Genomic DNA, 16,173 nt, shown 5'->3' with positions numbered 1-16,173 from the left:
ATGGAGCAGCAATACCGGCAGGTGGATCAGGTCGCGACCGCTTCCCACGAAATGAGCGCCACCGCCCAGGACGTAGCCCGCAGCGCCGCACAAGCGGCACAGGCTGCGCGGGATGCCGATCAGGCGACCCGTCAGGGCCTGACCGTGATCGACCGTACCACCGCCAGCATCGACAACCTCGCCGCCGACATGAGCGCGGCAATGGTGCAAGTCGAAGGCCTGGCGGCCAACAGCGAGAAAATCGGTTCGGTGCTGGAAGTGATCCGCGCCATCGCCGAACAGACCAACCTGCTGGCGCTCAACGCGGCCATCGAAGCGGCCCGTGCCGGTGAAGCCGGCCGTGGTTTTGCCGTGGTCGCCGATGAAGTGCGTAACCTGGCGCGACGCACTCAGGAGTCGGTGGAAGAAACCCGCCTGGTGATCGAACAACTGCAAAGCGGTACTCAGGAAGTGGTCGGTTCGATGGGCAACAGCCATCGACTGGCCCAGGGCAGCGTCGATCAGGTCGGCCAGGCCGTGACCGCGCTGCGCCAGATCGGCGATGCCGTGACAGTGATCAGTGACATGAACCTGCAGATTGCCAGCGCCGCCGAAGAACAAAGCGCGGTGGCCGAGGAGATCAACAACAACGTGGCAACCATTCGTGATGTGACGGAATCGCTGTCGGGTCAGGCCAACGAGTCGGCGCGGGTGAGCCAGTCGCTCAATAGCCTGGCGAATCAGCAGCAGAGCCTGATGGATCAGTTCCGCGTCTGACCCCGCCCCCTGTAGGAGCGAGCCTGCTCGCGATGGAGTATCAGTTGCCACCTCGGTGACTGACACACCCTCGCGAGCAGGCCCGCCCACAGCGTCCCCGTCTGGTTTCAGAGGCGCTTGGGCAATTCGATCAGCACGTTCAACCCGCCCCACTCGCTCTCCTGCAGCTGCAATACCCCGCCCCACGTCTCGACGATGTCGCGGACAATCCCCAAACCCAGGCCATGCCCGTCAGTCTGCTCATCCAGCCGAGTACCGCGGCTGAACACCTGCTTGCGGCGATCTTCGGGGATCCCAGGCCCGTCGTCTTCCACACTCAGTTCAAAGCCTTCAGCGGTTTCGACCACGCTCAGTCGCACTTCGGCATCCGCCCATTTGCAAGCGTTGTCCAGCAGATTGCCGAGCAGTTCCAGCAAGTCCTCACGATCCCACGGCAACTGCAGGCCCCCGGGGGCGCGAGCGCTCAGCGTCAGGTGCTCACCATGGATCATGTTCAAGGTCGACAGCAATCCCGGCAGTTCGGCATCGCAATCAAACAATGCTCCCGGCAGTGCATCGCCGGCGAGGCGGGCACGGTTGAGTTCGCGACTGAGCCGTTGCTGCACCTGTTCCAGTTGCGCCTTGAGGGTTTTGCGCAGTTGCGGATGCGCGTCCAGCTGTGCACTTGAAGCCAGGCTCAGCAATACCGCCAACGGGGTTTTCAAGGCGTGGCCGAGGTTGCCCAGGGCATTGCGCGAACGCTTGAGGCTGTCTTCGGTATGGGCCAGCAGATGGTTGATCTGCGCCACCAGCGGCTCCAGTTCCACCGGAACCTGATCATCGAGTTGCGAGCGTTGGCCCTGCTGCAACTGAGCGATCTGTTCGCGGGCCTTTTCCAACGGGCGCAAGGCGCGCCGTACGGTGATTCGTTGCAGCAGCAGAATCAGCAACAATCCCGCCAGCCCGAGCCCCAACCCCACCTGCTGCATGCGCCGGAAGCTCTCGCGCACCGGGGTGTAGTCCTGCGCCACGCTGATGGAGATCGACTGGCCCAGGCGGCGATAGTCCGAACGCAGCACCAGCAACTGCTGCCCTTCGGGTCCCAATTGCAAGTTGCTGTCCAGGCCGGGGTGTTCGAGACGTGGCAGTTCCTGGTCCCACAACGAACGGGAACGCCAATGGCTGTCAGCAAAATCGATGCGGAAATAATGCCCGGAAAAGGGTCGTTGATAGGCCGGTGCCAGGTGCCTTTCGTCCAGCTGCAAACCTTGCGGGCCACGTACCAGCGCCACCAACAGGTTTTCACTGTCGTTGCGCAGCCCGGCTTCGAGGTAGCGCTGCAAACCCATTTCAAACAGCCACAGACTGGTCTGCGCCAACACCAGGCCGACAATCACCATCACGCTGATCAGGCCCAGACTCAAGCGGCGCTGGATCGACCTCACCGGGTTTGTCCACCGAACAGATAACCCTGGCCGCGACGGGTCTCGATCACGCTGCGCCCGAGTTTGCGCCGCAGGTGATTGACGTGGACTTCCAGCACGTTGGAGTCGCGTTCGGTTTCGCCGTCGTAGAGGTGTTCGGCGAGGTGGCTTTTGGAAAGGATCTGTTCCGGGTGCAGCATGAAATAACGCAGCAAGCGGAATTCGGCGGCGGTCAGTTGAATCTCGGCACCGTCGCGGGTCACGCACTGACGTCCCTCATCCAGCTGCAGACCCGCAGCCTTGAGGGTCGGCTGATTGACCTGGCCGTGGGAACGGCGCAGCAACGCCTGGACTCGCAAGTGCAATTCTTCGGGATGAAAGGGTTTGGTCAGGTAATCGTCGGCGCCGGCCTTGAGGCCTTCGATGCGCTCGGCCCAGGAGTCGCGGGCGGTGAGGATCAACACCGGCGTGGGCAAACCCTCGGCACGCCAGCGGGCCAACACTTCAAGCCCTGGCAACCCCGGAAGGCCGAGGTCGAGGATGATCAGGTCGTAAGGCTCGGTGCTGCCCTGATGGACCGCGTCGCGACCGTCGGCCAGCCAGTCCACCGCGTACCCTTGGCGATTGAGGCCGGCCATCAGTTCGTCGGCCAGGGGCACATGGTCTTCCACCAGGAGCAAACGCATCGATCAATCTTCCTTGTCTTTGAGTAAACGGCCCGTGGCAGCGTCGATATCGAGCTCTCGAACCACGCCTTCAGCGGTCAGCAACTCGACTTCATAAATGTAGACGTCGTGCTTCTCTTCGAGCTCGGCTTCCAGCAGTCTGGCCCCGGGATAACGGTCCAGCGCCTGCTGCAACACTTGCTCGAGCGGCAGGATGATCCCTTGCTGGCGCAAGCGCAGGGCTTCGTCCTGGTCCAGATCGCGGGCCATGACCACCGAGCAGAAAGCCAGCAACACCAGCGCCAGAATGCCCGCGCGCCGATGTAAAAAAGAAAGCAGCGTCATTTCGAATCCTGATGATCCTTGAGTCACTGGCCACCGGCCGCGTCAAATTGCAGATCCCGGTCGATGCCACGGCGTTGAGCTTCTCGAAAGGCACAATGGTACCAGCGTCGTGCAACCTCGAGGCTTTGTCCGGCTCCTGGGTGTTGCACACGGGGTCCACTTTAGCGGCCTGAACTTAATTGAAACTGAATTGCCATCATTGGGTTGCAGTGGCAAGCAGACACAAATGCAAACCTGTAGGAGCGAGCCCGCTCGCGATGGAGGATAACGATGGGGTGGGCTGTCTGAATGCTCGCGTTGTCCTCGCGTTTTTCGCGAGCAGGCTCGCTCCTACAGGATTAGCGCCGTGATGGAACCTGCTTATAATTCCCCGCTTGCCCGACATCGAGACCGGTATGACCGCCATCCACATCAAGTTCCCTTCCCTGACGCTCAAGGCCGGCCCCCGTGCCTTTGCGCGCATCCGTGAAAACGGCCTGAACGCCGTTGATGTCGGCACGCTACCGGGTGCCGCCGGTGGCCCGAAGGCGCTGGGAATCCAGGGGCTGGACCTGGCGTTGTTCGGCGAATGGCTGCCGGCGGCGCCACGGGAGCGCTCGCTGATCGGAGCATCAGTCGGGTCCTGGCGCTTCGCCAGCGCCTGCCTGCCGGATGCCGCCGAAGGCATCCGCCGCCTCGGGCATCTCTACACCGAGCAGAATTTCGCCAAAGGCGTGACCATGGCGCAGATCAGCCAGAGCTCGCGGCGCATGCTCGATGATTTGCTCGACGGCCGCGACGCCGCCCTGCTCGACAACGCCCATTACCGCTTGAACATCATGGTGGTCAAAAGCCACGGCCTGCTCGCGGACGATCATCGCGGCCGCCTGGGCCTGGGCCTGTCGTCGGTGATCGCCGACAACCTGCGCGGCCGCGCGCGCCTGTCGCGGCACTTCGAACGCGTGATCATCCACGATCCGCGCCTGGCTCCGCCGGTCAACACGCTGAACGATTTCCCGTCGCGCTTCGTCGCGCTGAACGCCGGCAATCTGCGCCAGGCCCTGCTCGCCTCGGGGTCGATTCCGATGGTGATGGAAGGCGTGCGCGACCTGCCGGGTGCAGGTGCCGGGACCTTCCGCGATGGCGGCCTGCTGGACTACCACCTCGACCTGCCCTACAGCGGCGACGACATCGTGCTCTACCCGCATTTCACCGATCGGGTGATTCCGGGCTGGTTCGACAAGACCCTGCCATGGCGCCGCGCCTGCCCTGCGCGCCTGCAAAATGTGCTGTTGCTGGCACCGTCCAGGGAATACCTGTCGCGTTTGCCCTACGGCAAACTGCCGGATCGTAATGACTTCAAACGCTTCATGGGGGACGCCCCGAGCCGGCAGAAATACTGGCGCGCGGCGATGGACGAAAGCCGTCGCCTGGGTGATGAATTCCTTGAACTGGCCGCCAACGGTCGCCTCGGTGAGCGCTTGCTGACCCTTTAGTCAGGACAAGCTGTTAAACTCGCCGCCTGCCCCTATCGCCACGGCGATCGCCACCTGAACAGAGCTGAAAACACTGTGGAAATCTTCAAAGAATTTACCTTCGAATCCGCCCACCGCCTGCCCCACGTCCCGGACGGCCACAAGTGCGGCCGCCTGCACGGCCATTCGTTCAAAGTGGCGATTCACCTGAGTGGCGACATTGATCCGCACACCGGCTGGATTCGTGATTTTTCGGAGATCAAGGCGATCTTCAAGCCGCTGTATGAGCGTCTGGACCACAACTACCTGAACGACATTCCTGGCCTGGAAAACCCGACCAGCGAAGTGTTGGCCAAATTCATCTGGGCCGAACTCAAGCCCCTGCTGCCGGAACTCAGTGCGATTCGTATCCACGAGACCTGCACCAGCGGTTGCATCTATCGCGGCGAGTAAACCAGCCCCTACAGGGGAAATGCGTTTCGTCAGTGATACAAAAGACAGCCTCCAAGGCTGTTTTTTTATGCCTATGCTTTTTGGCGTTTACACGCCAAGAGGACACGCCCAATGACAGACTGGCCACTGGCTCAGAGCTACCGCTTCAATGGTCACTCCGTTCGCTACGCGGTAAGGGGCGACGGCCCGCCGTTGGTGTTCGTGCATGGCACGCCCTTCTCTTCTTATGTCTGGCACCGGATTGCACCGCACTTCATCACCTCGCACCGGGTGCATTACTTCGATCTGTTGGGCTATGGGCAATCCGAGAAGGTCGACGGCGATGTGTCGCTGGGGGTGCAAAATCAACTCTTGGCGCAGCTGCTGGAACATTGGGGGCTGGATCGTCCCGACATAGTGGCCCATGATTTTGGCGGCGCGACTGCCCTGCGCGCCCACCTGTTGAACGGCAAGGAGTACCGCAGCCTGACACTGATCGACCCGGTGGCGCTGACACCCTGGGGTTCGCCGTTCGTGCAGCATGTTCGCCAGCATGAGGCCGCGTTCAGCGGGCTGCCCGACTACATTCAGCGCGCCATCGTACCGACCTATATTCGCGGGGCGATCAAGCGCGATATCCCTGATGACGAACTCGACCCTTACGTGCAACCGTGGGTGGGCGACCCTGGGCAAGCGGCGTTTTATCGGCAGATCGCCCAGATGGACGAGCGCTACACCCGCGAGGCCGAGGGCTTGTATCCGACGATCCGCTGCCCGGTGCAGATTCTCTGGGGTGAAGACGATCAATGGATCCCCATCGAACGCGGGCGCGCCCTGCAACAGATGATTCCGGGGGCACAGTTCCATGCCATTCCCAACGCCGGTCATCTGGTCCAGGAAGACGCACCCGAAGCCATTGTCGCCGCACTGATGCGCTTTTTGCCGCAGCCCCCGTCCTCCTGAAGGAATGGCCCTTGCGGGAGCGAGCTTGCCAGCAATGATGGCATCAACCACGCCACGCAATTGACTGATCCAGCGCAATCGCAAGCACGCTCGCCCGACATTTGCACAGGCAAGATCAATGACGCTGGCAGGGATTGCCTCCGTCGCGCTAACGTAGGGTCATTGTCTATCGAAAAGGACGCTCCTGATGCACATCATCAACGCCCGGCTGCGTCACCAGGAAGGCCTGCATGAGTTGCACCTGGAAAACGGCCTGATCAGCCACATCGCCCGGCAAACCGAGGCCCCGACCCTGGGCCCCGACGATCTGGATGCCGGTGGCAACCTGGTGGTACCGCCCTTCGTCGAGCCGCACATCCACCTCGACGCCACCCTGACCGCCGGCGAGCCGCGATGGAACATGAGCGGCACGTTGTTCGAGGGCATCGAATGCTGGGGCGAACGCAAGGCGACCATCACCCAGGAAGACACCAAGACCCGCGCCAAGAAAACCATCCAGGCCCTCGCCGCCCATGGCATCCAGCATGTACGCACCCACGTCGATGTCACCGATCCGCAACTGACCGCCCTTAAAGCCATGCTCGAAGTGCGCGAGGAAAGCCGTGATCTGATCGACCTGCAAATCGTCGCATTCCCCCAGGAGGGCATCGAGTCGTACCGCAACGGCCGGGATCTGATGGAAGAAGCGATCCACATGGGCGCCGACGTGGTCGGCGGCATTCCGCATTTCGAATACACCCGCGATCAAGGCGTGAGTTCGGTGAAGTTCCTCATGGACCTGGCCGAGCGCACCGGTTGCCTGGTGGATGTGCATTGCGACGAAACCGACGACCCGCACTCGCGCTTTCTCGAGGTGCTGGCTGAAGAAGCCCGCAGCCGCGACATGGGCTCGCGCGTGACCGCCAGCCACACCACGGCCATGGGCTCCTACGACAATGCCTACTGCGCCAAACTGTTCCGCCTGCTCGGGCATTCCGGGATCAGTTTTGTCTCCTGCCCCACCGAAAGCATTCATCTGCAAGGGCGCTTCGATAACTTCCCGAAACGCCGTGGCGTGACCCGGGTCAACGAGTTGCTCGAAGCGGGCATGAACGTGTGTTTCGGCCAGGACTCGATCGTCGACCCGTGGTATCCGCTGGGCAACGGCAACATCCTGCGGGTCCTCGAAGCGGGCCTGCACATCTGCCACATGCTCGGTTACCGCAACCTGCAAAGCGCGCTGGACCTGGTCACCGACAACAGCGCCAAGGCCATGGCCCTGGGTAATCGTTACGGGTTGGAGCCGGGGCGGCCGGCGAACTTGCTGATCTTGTCGGCCGAGAGCGATTACGAGGTGATCCGCAGCCAGGGCCTGCCGCTGTATTCGGTTCGTGGCGGCAAGGTGCTGATGAAGCGCACGATGCCGGTGGTGGAGTTCGGTAGTCCGGATTGAGATTTGTATTGGCCGGACGGGCACTGTCGTCGGAACGCCGCCCGGTGCGAGCTGGCGCCGGGCGGCGTTCCGACGATGACGCAGGCCCAGTCAACTCACCAACCGAGCCGTGCCAAACAGGCTCACCCGACTCAACGCCCCCCGCTCTTCCTCCAGCAGAATCGGCGCCGTCCCACCCGGCATCGTCACCTTCACCTCCCCCGCATCGACCCAACCAACCCGCCATGCCGCACACGCCACCGCACTGGCACTGGTACCCGAGGACGCCGTCGGCCCCTCCCCGCGCTCGAACACACGCGCGGCGATGTGCCCTGGGGACAGCCGCATCGCCCATTGCAGATTGATACCCGCCGGGCAAGGCCGCCCGGCACCGGTCGGCATGGCATAGGCAATACGCGTCAGCCCTTCGCCCAACGCCGGCTCGCGCATTTGCTCATTGCCCGGCAACGCGTCCGCGCTGTCGACCAGGGTCACGCAATGCGGATTGCCGAGCCGCACGAACTGGCTGCGTGACCAGGCGCCATTGAGTGCTGACAGTTGTTGAACGTGGCTGAGTTCGCGCCCGTTCAACAGCACCGTGTCCATGCCCGCCGCGCTGACCGCCGCCGGCCCGAACCCAGGTTGGCCCAAGTCAAGCCAGAAACCCTGGACACCCTCGACTTGCGCGGCTTTCACGGACGTCTGGCCCGGTGAAGGCGTGTCGGATTTGTCGTGGTGAACCCTGAGCACGCAAGGGTCATCGCTGGGTAAAAACCCCTGGTCGCTGAGCGCCTGGGAGAAAATCGTCAGCCCGTTGCCACTGCGCTCGGCCAGTGTGCCGTCGGTGTTGACGATCAGCAGATCAAACGGCGGCGACGACTGGAACGGGCCGACCAACAGACCATCGCTGCAATGGTCTTTGCTACCAGGTGGTTGCGTACCCGGGGCCCAGCCACAGTACGCCGCAATGGCCGCCAACGCCCAGACCTCGCGGGTTTGCGCGGCGTGGCCGGCCTGATCGGGTACGGCGATACCCTGTTGGCGCAACGCCTCGGGCGCCACAACGATATAGATATTGCCCCGTGCATCGTACATCCGCGCCATGGCGCCCTCCCTGCTGGAATGATTGGACTGCCTCAACATATCGCGAAACACACTCTGGCTGTGCAAGGATGTCAGCCTGTTTGAGCGCAAGCCTGGCGGACACTGATCGAACCCTTGCAGGCGGATCACTGTCCCTTGGAATCGCGACGTTTTTTTTGGCCAAGGATCGATATGACCAACCTCAACACCCAGACCTCATTCGTGCCGGGGCGACTGGAACAAATGTCCACGCGCATCGCCTTTTTCATCGCCGGGTTCGGCATCGCCGCGTGGGCGCCACTGGTGCCGTATGCCAAGGCCCGGGCCGGGCTGGATGAAGGCACGCTCGGTCTGTTGCTCCTGTGTCTGGGCGTGGGCTCGATTCTGGCGATGCCCATGGCCGGAATGCTCGCCTCGCGTTTTGGCTGTCGCAAAGTGGCCACCGGCGGCACCTTGCTGATCTGTCTGGCGCTGCCACTGCTGGCAACGGTGTCATCGATTCCGGCCCTGATCGCGGCGTTGTTCATCTTCGGTGCCGGACTCGGCACGGTGGATTCCACGGTGAACCTGCAAGCAGTGATCGTCGAACGGGCCAGCGGCAAGAACATGATGTCGGGTTTTCATGGCCTGTTCAGCCTCGGCGGGATCGTCGGAGCGGCCGGCGTCAGCGGGCTGCTCGGTCTCGGGATTTCACCGCTGGGCGCAACGTTGGTGGTGATCGTGATTCTGCTGATCGCCCTGGCCAAAGCCGCGCCGCATCTGCTGCCCTATGGCAGCGACAGCTCGGGACCGGCGTTTGCCGTTCCCCACGGCATCGTGCTGTTCATCGGCGTGATGTGTTTCATCGTATTCCTCGCCGAAGGCGCGGCCCTCGACTGGAGCGCGGTGTTCCTGGCCCAGGAGCGTGGAATCGACAAGGCCTATGCCGGATTGGGTTACGCGGCGTTTGCCCTGACCATGACGGCGGGACGATTGACCGGTGATTCGATCGTGCGTCGCCTTGGCGCCACACGGGTCATTGTATTCGGCGGACTGACGGCCGCGGCCGGTCTGTTTCTGGCGACATTCGCACCGGGCTGGGAGTCGGCACTGCTGGGGTATGCGTTGCTGGGCGCAGGCTGTTCGAACATTGTGCCGGTGCTGTACACCGCAGTGGGCAAGCAGACGGTCATGCCGCAAAGCATCGCCGTACCGGCCATCACCACCCTCGGTTACGCCGGCATTCTCGCGGGGCCTGCGGTGATCGGCTTCATCGCCCATGGCAGCAGTTTGAGCTTTGCCTTTGGCTTGATGGCGGTGCTGCTGGTGGCGGTGGCCATTGGCGGGAAGGTGTTGAAGGCCTGAAAAGCATCGCTGGCAAGCCCGCTACGGTTGAGCCATGTCGTTCATAAACGCTTCCCGTTAACGTGCGGGGGCGCGATGGCAAAGCGCTATATCCGCTTGCCAAGCCCTCGCCAGTCGGGAAAGCTGATTGCGGCACAGAGCCAAAGGATTTTGGCAGGCATCCAAAAGCAGCCATCGCCGGGCTGTTGCAAAGTACTGGTGTGCTGTCACCGGCTTTTTCGAAGGAACCCAGAATGTTCACCTCCCTTGCGTTGCGAAACAGAAAACCGCTTGCCCGGCTCGCCCTGGCGATCACCCTGGGCACCCTCAGCCTGCCTTATTGGGCAGGCAATGCCCAGGCCCACGGCGGTCACGCCGAAATGGTGCCGCTGCAGGCGGGCCTTGAGGAGTTTGGCGCCACGGTCAAATGGGACGACTATTCCAACCTGTTCACCATTGCCAAGGACGGGGTCTACCTCAAGGTCAAGCCGAACAGCAAAGTGGCCATGCTCAACGGCAAGCCCATGGCGCTGACGGTGCCGGTGGTGTTCAAGGGCAAGACCGCCTTCATGTCCAAGGACTTCATCAACCAGGTGTTCCAGTCCGGCCTGGACAAAACCTTTGTCGTCGAAACCCGCCCTAACCCGCTCAATCCCCTGAGCGCGGACGAAATCACCTCGGCGGTGGACATCGTCAAGAAGTCCGAGCATTACCAGCCTGGTTTGCGCTTCACCGAAGTCTCGGTCAAGGAGCCGCCGAAAGATCAGGTGTGGAACTTCGTCTACACCGGGCAGAAGGTCGACCAGCCGCGCCAGGCCAATATCGTGGTGCTGGACGGCAAGCACGTGATCGAAGCGCTGGTCGATCTCGACAGCAAGGAACTGAAATCCTGGAAGCCGATTGAAGGTGCCCATGGCATGGTGCTGCTGGACGACTTCGCCACGGTGCAATCCGCCGTCGAGACCAGCCCGGAATACGCAGAAGCCCTGGCCAAGCGCGGCATCACCGATGTGAAAAAGGTCGTCGCGACACCGTTGACCGTCGGCTACTTCGACGGCAAGGACGGCCTGGCCCAGGACAAGCGCCTGCTGAAAATCGTCAGCTACCTCAATACCGATGACGGCAACTATTGGGCGCATCCGATCGAAGGCCTGGTGGCGATTGTCGATCTGGAGCAGAAGAAACTCATCAAGATCGAAGACGAAGCGCTTATCCCGGTGCCGATGAAGCCGACGCCGTATGACGGTCGCGGACGCAAGGGCGTGGCGGTCAAGCCGCTGGAAATCACCGAGCCCGAGGGCAAGAACTACACCATCACCGGCAACAGCATTCACTGGCAGAACTGGGATTTCCATGTTCGCCTCGACTCGCGGGTCGGGCCGATCCTGTCCACCGTCACCTATGACGACAAGGGCAAGAAACGCAAAATCATGTACGAGGGTTCGCTGGGCGGCATGATCGTGCCGTATGGCGATCCGGATGTCGGCTGGTACTTCAAGGCCTACCTGGATTCGGGCGACTACGGCATGGGCACCCTGACCTCGCCGATCGCCCGGGGCAAAGACGCCCCGGAAAACGCCGTGCTGCTGGACGCCACCATCGCCGACTACACCGGCGCCCCGACGGCGATCCCGCGCGCCATGGCGGTGTTCGAACGCTACGCCGGCCCCGAGTACAAACACCAGGAAATGGGCCAGCCCAACCTCAGTACCGAACGCCGGGAACTGGTGGTGCGCTGGATCAGCACGGTCGGCAACTATGACTACATCTTCGACTGGGTCTTCCAGCAGAACGGCACCATCGGCATCGACGCCGGCGCCACCGGCATCGAAGCGGTCAAGGGTGTGAAATCCAAGACCATGCACGAGGACACCGCCAAGGAAGACACCCGTTACGGCACCCTGCTCGATCACAACATCGTCGGCACCACCCACCAGCACATCTACAACTTCCGCCTCGACATGGACGTGGACGGTGAAAGCAACTCGCTGGTGGAGGTGAATCCGGTCATTGCCCCGAACGACCGTGGCGGACCGCGCACCAGCACCATGCAGACCGAAACCAAAGTGGTCAGCACCGAGCAACAGGCGGCGCAGAAATTCGACCCGTCGACCGTTCGCCTGCTGACCAACTTCAGCAAGGAAAACAAGGTCGGCAACCCGGTGTCCTATCAGTTGATTCCCTATGCCGGCGGCACACACCCGGTGGCCAAGGGCGCCAACTTCGGCAAGGACGAATGGCTGTATCACCGCCTGAGCTTCATGGACAAGCAACTGTGGGTGACGCAATACAACCCGGAGGAGAAATACCCGGAAGGCAAGTACCCGAATCGCTCGGATAAAGACTCGGGCCTGGGGCAGTTCACCCAGGACAACCACTCCATCGAAAACACCGACGATGTCGTGTGGCTGACCACTGGCACCACCCACATCGCCCGCGCCGAAGAGTGGCCGATCATGCCGACCGAGTGGGTGCACGTGCTGCTCAAGCCGTGGAACTTCTTCGATGAAACGCCGACGCTGAACCTCAACGCACCCAAATAACGTACATCCCCGCTGTAGGAGCGAGCCTGCTCGCGATGGTGTGTCAGGCGACATCTATGTTGCTGATACTCCATCGCGAGCAGGCTCGCTCCTACAGGGTTACATCGGTCCGTTCATTGGCTGACCACAATCTTCCCCAGCATCTGCGGATGCAGTGCACAGAAATACTCATACTCCCCCGGTGTATTGAACACCCAGGAATAGCTGTCACCGGTATCCAGCGCCCCGGAGCGAAACAGCTTGTGGGTTTCCGCCACCGTGTGTGGAATTTCGTCGTCATTCACCCAGGTCACTTTGGTGCCCACCGCCACGTTCAAATCCTTGGGCCCGAACATGAACGCCTTGATATCGACTTTCACCTCCTGAGCCCACACCGGCATCGACAGCAACACGCAAACAACAGCCAACAATCGCGCTTTCATTCCAATGCCCTCCGCTAAACCAGTGTCGAATCGATCAGCGCCAAGGGGTGCTCACCCTGCGTCGCTCGCACATCGGTGATCCCCAGGTAATTGCGCAATTGATCCGCCGGCACCGTCATCGGTCCCGGAGCCGGCGCCGTGCCCGGTGCCGGTTGTGGATAGGCGGTGCCGCGCGCGGTGTGGAAGGTGATGTTGCCCTCGACCTTCTGGATGACCTGATGGATGTGCCCGTTCAGCACCGTCACCGAACCGTACTTGCGCAGCATGGCAATCGCCTGATCGCCGTCCTCGGTGCCCCAGCCCCACGGCTGATAGAGGGTCCACAATGGAATATGGGTGAACACGACAATCGGTGTGCTGCTGCTCACCGCACGCAAGTCATCGGCCAGCCAGGCCAGTTGATCGGCGCCGAGGGTCGCTTCATGGCCAGCCTGGAAGTTGAAGACATTCACCAGCGCGATGAAATGCACGCCGTGGTCGTCGAAGCTGTACCAGCCATTGCCTTTGGTGCCCTTGCCGTAACGCTCCAGATAGAGCTTGCCGCCGCCCTCGTCGAGGGTGTCGTGCTCGCCCGGCACATAGTGCACGGTGGACGGCAGCGCCTTGAGCAATTGTGCGGCGGTGTCGAACTCTGCGGGTTTGGACAGGTGGGTAATATCGCCGGTATGCAGGATCAGCGATGGCCGCTTGGGCAGCGCGATGACCTTGTCAATCGCCACTTGCAAGGTCTTCACCGGATCGGGATTGGCCTCTTTGTTGAAACCGATGTGCGAGTCGCTGATCTGCACGAAGTGGAAGGTGCTGGCCAGCGCCTTGGGGTCGGAGACATTCCCCGTGTCATCCAGAGCGAAGGCCCGGGGAATGCCGCCGCTCAAGGCCCAGATGACCCCCGCCCCGGCCCACGCCGAGCACTTGAGCAGTGTCCGGCGGTCGGGGTTTAACGGGGCGTCGGTGCGCAGTGGGTGTTTTGCTTGAATGTCCATCGGTATTCCCTCGCTGGAGAACTACAGTGATGTAGCTGACACGAGGTAAAACCGGGCAGGACCGGGATTTATTCCCCGTCGAAAAAATAAATTTTTCCGGGAATAAAAGGCCACGCACCGCAGTTATAGGGGTGGGACAGTGCGGGAACCACTATGAAGCGATTTGAGGAACTGTTTGCGCCGCACCTGGATGCCGCTTACAACCTCGCGCGCTGGCTCACGGGCAATGACAGCGCCGCGCACGATGTCGTACAGGAAAGCGCCCTGCGCGCCTTGCGGTTTGCGCACCGCTTCGTCGACGGCAACGCCAAGGCCTGGTTTCTGACCATCGTGCGCAACGAAAGCTACACCTGGCTCAAGGCCTCGGCCGGACGGCATTGGGTCGCTTTCGACGACGAATCCGATGAAAACGAGGCTGCGATGAGCCACAGCCAGACCCCGGAACTGCTGGCCATCCACACCGAAAATGCGGCGCTGGTCCAGCAAGCCCTGTGCGCCCTGCCACCGGCGTTTCGTGAGGTGATCATTCTGAAAGAACTCGAAGACCTGGCTTACAAGGACATCGCCCTGGTGGTCGACGTCCCCATCGGTACCGTCATGTCGAGGCTGGCCAGGGCTCGCGCCATGCTCAAGCTCGAACTATTGAAGTTGCACGCCCATGAATGAATTCGACTGCACGGTTTGCCAGACGCTGGTGCATGGCTATCTGGACAAGGAACTTGATCCCGAGACAGCGGCGAATGTGGCCGGGCATCTGGCCGAGTGCGCCGCCTGCGCGCGGTTACATGATCAGGCGCAGCTGCTGAAGGTCAGCGTCAGGCACAAGGCGCCGTACTACGCGGCGCCGGCGTCACTGATTGCCCGCGTGACCACCCCTGAGGCGCCAGCGCCCGGGGCCCTGGAGCGCTGGCGAAAATGGTTTGCACCGGCTTTTTCAGCGGCGGCGCTGGCTTTGGCGATGGTGCTGTATGTGGCGACACCCGGCAGCGAGCAGCCGTTGATGGACGAGGCGGTTTCCAGTCACGTTCGCTCGTTGATGGGCGAGCATCTGAACGATGTGGTGTCGTCCGACCGCCACACCGTCAAGCCCTGGTTCACCGGCAAACTCGACTTCTCGCCACCGGTGTTCGATTACGCGGCGCAAGGCTTTCCCCTGTTGGGCGGGCGCCTGGATTATCTGCAACACCAGACCACGGCGGCCCTGAGCTATGGCCGGGCCAAGCACATCATCAATCTGTTTATCCTGCCCGCGCCCGCGCCCGAGGCCGACGAGCCGCGCCAGAGTCAGACGATCCGCGGCTTCAATGTCGTGTCCTGGCAAGCCAACCACATGCGCTTCGTCATGGTTTCCGATCTGGAGAAAGGCGAGCTGGAGGCGTTTAGCGAATTGCTCAAACCCTAGGACTTCCAAGCATCGAACGCTGCGATCTGATCAAGGACCTCAAGCATGCAGCTTGCGATACTCCCCCGGCGCAATACCGAAGCGTGACTTGAACGCCGTGGAGAAGTAGCTCGAATCGGAAAAACCCCATGAGTACCCCAGCACCGACAACTTTTGCTCCTTGCCCGATTGGCGCAGGGATTCGGCGCACAGGTCCAGGCGACGATTCTTGATGTAGCGCGCCACCACCAGGCCCTTCTTGGCAAACATCCGGTACAGCCCGCGAGTGGACATGCCCACTTCTCGCGCCAGCCATTCCGGGCACAGCTCTTCGGAGCGGATGTGCTGGTCGATAAAACTCAGGGTCTTGCGGAAGGTGCGTTCATGCAGATCCGTGCAGTCGTCGGCCTGACTGATCGCCGGGCGCAGCAGGCTGACAATCGCTTCCAGGGTCGCTTCGCTTTCCTGACGACTGAGGTTTGGCTGGCGGGTGGCATCAAGGATCAACCGGTGCGACAGCATCGCGATGGGCGATGTCGCGGCAATGCGGTGACCGCACTTGACCTGGTTGAAGCGCAGGGTCTGCTCGACCAATGGGTAGGGCAGGATCAGCGACAACTGTCGGGAGTTTTCGCTGTAGGTGAAGTCGCTTGGGCGCGATGCATCGATCAGTGTGATGTCGCCGGCGGACAGCAACACTTTGTCGTCGCCCTGGGCCATACCCGCCGAGCCATCGAGCTGGAACACTGCGAAGTACTTGCCGCCCTCGCCCGCCGCGACTTCCTGCGGCGTGCGGTACAGGCGCGCCTGACAGGCATCGACAAAACTGAGCTTGAGGGCATCGCTGCGGTATTCCCGGATCTGCCCGGTAAACCCGCTGCCCAGCGGTTGTGCATTGAAGGCGCCACAGATCTGGTTGATCTGATGGATCCACTGATCGAACCCATCCTGGCGCTGTGCAATTATTGAAGAAATCATGTCAGGCCTCACGCAGGCTTATTTTTATTGT

At 61.8% G+C, this 16,173-nt stretch carries 16 protein-coding genes; 9 read left to right on the top strand and 7 right to left on the bottom strand.

Annotated features, from left to right (window positions below; translation table 11 throughout):
• Window positions 1-756, top strand: coding sequence for a methyl-accepting chemotaxis protein (locus GQ39_RS33675; protein ID WP_425272129.1), 756 nt, complete (start codon window positions 1-3; stop codon window positions 754-756).
• 107 nt (window positions 757-863) lie between these two features.
• Here GQ39_RS33675 and GQ39_RS03835 read toward each other — a convergent pair whose 3' ends face one another.
• Genes GQ39_RS03835 through GQ39_RS03825 form a run of 3 tightly spaced genes read right to left on the bottom strand, consistent with a single transcriptional unit; the run spans window position 864 to window position 3,169 of the window.
• Window positions 864-2,180, bottom strand: a complete 1,317-nt coding sequence (locus GQ39_RS03835) for a sensor histidine kinase (protein WP_047527446.1) — start codon at window positions 2,178-2,180, stop codon at window positions 864-866.
• Window positions 2,177-2,845: a response regulator transcription factor gene (locus GQ39_RS03830; RefSeq protein WP_047527445.1), complete on the bottom strand. Its 669-nt coding sequence runs from the start codon at window positions 2,843-2,845 to the stop codon at window positions 2,177-2,179. The genes GQ39_RS03835 and GQ39_RS03830 overlap by 4 nt, the downstream gene beginning before the upstream one ends.
• Before the next feature lie 3 nt (window positions 2,846-2,848).
• A complete protein-coding gene (locus tag GQ39_RS03825; protein ID WP_047527444.1) occupies window positions 2,849-3,169 on the bottom strand; it encodes a PepSY domain-containing protein in 321 nt (106 codons plus the stop codon).
• Window positions 3,170-3,564: 395 nt separating this feature from the next.
• Between GQ39_RS03825 and GQ39_RS03820 the strand changes: the two genes are divergently transcribed.
• The 4 genes from GQ39_RS03820 (at window position 3,565) to codA (ending at window position 7,450) form a co-directional block, all read left to right on the top strand.
• The gene (locus GQ39_RS03820; protein ID WP_047527441.1) at window positions 3,565-4,644 is read left to right on the top strand and encodes a patatin-like phospholipase family protein; all 1,080 of its coding nucleotides are present in this window, start codon (window positions 3,565-3,567) and stop codon (window positions 4,642-4,644) included.
• A 75-nt stretch (window positions 4,645-4,719) separates the two neighbouring features.
• Window positions 4,720-5,076, top strand: a complete 357-nt coding sequence (gene queD / locus GQ39_RS03815; RefSeq protein ID WP_047527439.1) for a 6-carboxytetrahydropterin synthase QueD — start codon at window positions 4,720-4,722, stop codon at window positions 5,074-5,076.
• Between the two features lie 111 nt (window positions 5,077-5,187).
• Window positions 5,188-6,018: an alpha/beta fold hydrolase gene (locus GQ39_RS03810; protein WP_047527437.1), complete on the top strand. Its 831-nt coding sequence runs from the start codon at window positions 5,188-5,190 to the stop codon at window positions 6,016-6,018.
• 187 nt (window positions 6,019-6,205) lie between these two features.
• Window positions 6,206-7,450: a cytosine deaminase gene (gene codA / locus GQ39_RS03805; RefSeq protein ID WP_047527435.1), complete on the top strand. Its 1,245-nt coding sequence runs from the start codon at window positions 6,206-6,208 to the stop codon at window positions 7,448-7,450.
• 90 nt (window positions 7,451-7,540) lie between these two features.
• Here the strand turns inward: codA and GQ39_RS03800 are convergent, their stop codons facing one another.
• Window positions 7,541-8,533 carry a DeoR family transcriptional regulator gene (locus tag GQ39_RS03800; protein ID WP_047527434.1) on the bottom strand — a complete coding sequence of 331 codons (993 nt, stop codon included), beginning with the start codon at window positions 8,531-8,533 and terminating at the stop codon, window positions 7,541-7,543.
• Window positions 8,534-8,704: 171 nt separating this feature from the next.
• Between GQ39_RS03800 and GQ39_RS03795 the strand changes: the two genes are divergently transcribed.
• Window positions 8,705-9,856, top strand: a complete 1,152-nt coding sequence (locus GQ39_RS03795; RefSeq protein WP_047527433.1) for an MFS transporter — start codon at window positions 8,705-8,707, stop codon at window positions 9,854-9,856.
• Between the two features lie 233 nt (window positions 9,857-10,089).
• Window positions 10,090-12,378 carry a primary-amine oxidase gene (gene tynA, locus GQ39_RS03790; RefSeq protein ID WP_047527432.1) on the top strand — a complete coding sequence of 763 codons (2,289 nt, stop codon included), beginning with the start codon at window positions 10,090-10,092 and terminating at the stop codon, window positions 12,376-12,378.
• A 113-nt stretch (window positions 12,379-12,491) separates the two neighbouring features.
• On the opposite strand, the gene GQ39_RS03785 is transcribed toward tynA, so the two are convergent.
• Both GQ39_RS03785 and GQ39_RS03780 read right to left on the bottom strand, forming a co-directional pair.
• On the bottom strand, window positions 12,492-12,800 hold the full coding sequence (locus GQ39_RS03785) for a cupredoxin domain-containing protein (protein WP_047527430.1): 309 nt from the start codon (window positions 12,798-12,800) through the stop codon (window positions 12,492-12,494).
• A gap of 14 nt (window positions 12,801-12,814) precedes the next feature.
• A complete protein-coding gene (locus GQ39_RS03780) occupies window positions 12,815-13,783 on the bottom strand; it encodes a metallophosphoesterase family protein (protein ID WP_047527428.1) in 969 nt (322 codons plus the stop codon).
• A gap of 153 nt (window positions 13,784-13,936) precedes the next feature.
• On the opposite strand from GQ39_RS03780, the gene GQ39_RS03775 reads away from it, so the two are divergent.
• Both GQ39_RS03775 and GQ39_RS03770 read left to right on the top strand, forming a co-directional pair.
• A complete protein-coding gene (locus tag GQ39_RS03775) occupies window positions 13,937-14,449 on the top strand; it encodes a sigma-70 family RNA polymerase sigma factor (protein WP_047527427.1) in 513 nt (170 codons plus the stop codon).
• Window positions 14,442-15,185, top strand: coding sequence for an anti-sigma factor family protein (locus GQ39_RS03770; RefSeq protein ID WP_047527426.1), 744 nt, complete (start codon window positions 14,442-14,444; stop codon window positions 15,183-15,185). The genes GQ39_RS03775 and GQ39_RS03770 overlap by 8 nt, the downstream gene beginning before the upstream one ends.
• 39 nt (window positions 15,186-15,224) lie before the next feature.
• On the opposite strand, the gene feaR is transcribed toward GQ39_RS03770, so the two are convergent.
• Window positions 15,225-16,139, bottom strand: coding sequence for a transcriptional regulator FeaR (feaR, locus tag GQ39_RS03765; protein WP_047538420.1), 915 nt, complete (start codon window positions 16,137-16,139; stop codon window positions 15,225-15,227).
• Window positions 16,140-16,173 lie beyond the last annotated feature (34 nt).

The sequence above is a fragment of the Pseudomonas sp. 11/12A genome (assembly GCF_000800055.1).
In the GTDB taxonomy this organism is placed as follows: domain Bacteria; phylum Pseudomonadota; class Gammaproteobacteria; order Pseudomonadales; family Pseudomonadaceae; genus Aquipseudomonas; species Aquipseudomonas mohnii.
The sequence above is the reverse complement of the archived record's forward strand: the minus strand, read 5'-3'. Positions and strand labels throughout refer to the sequence as shown.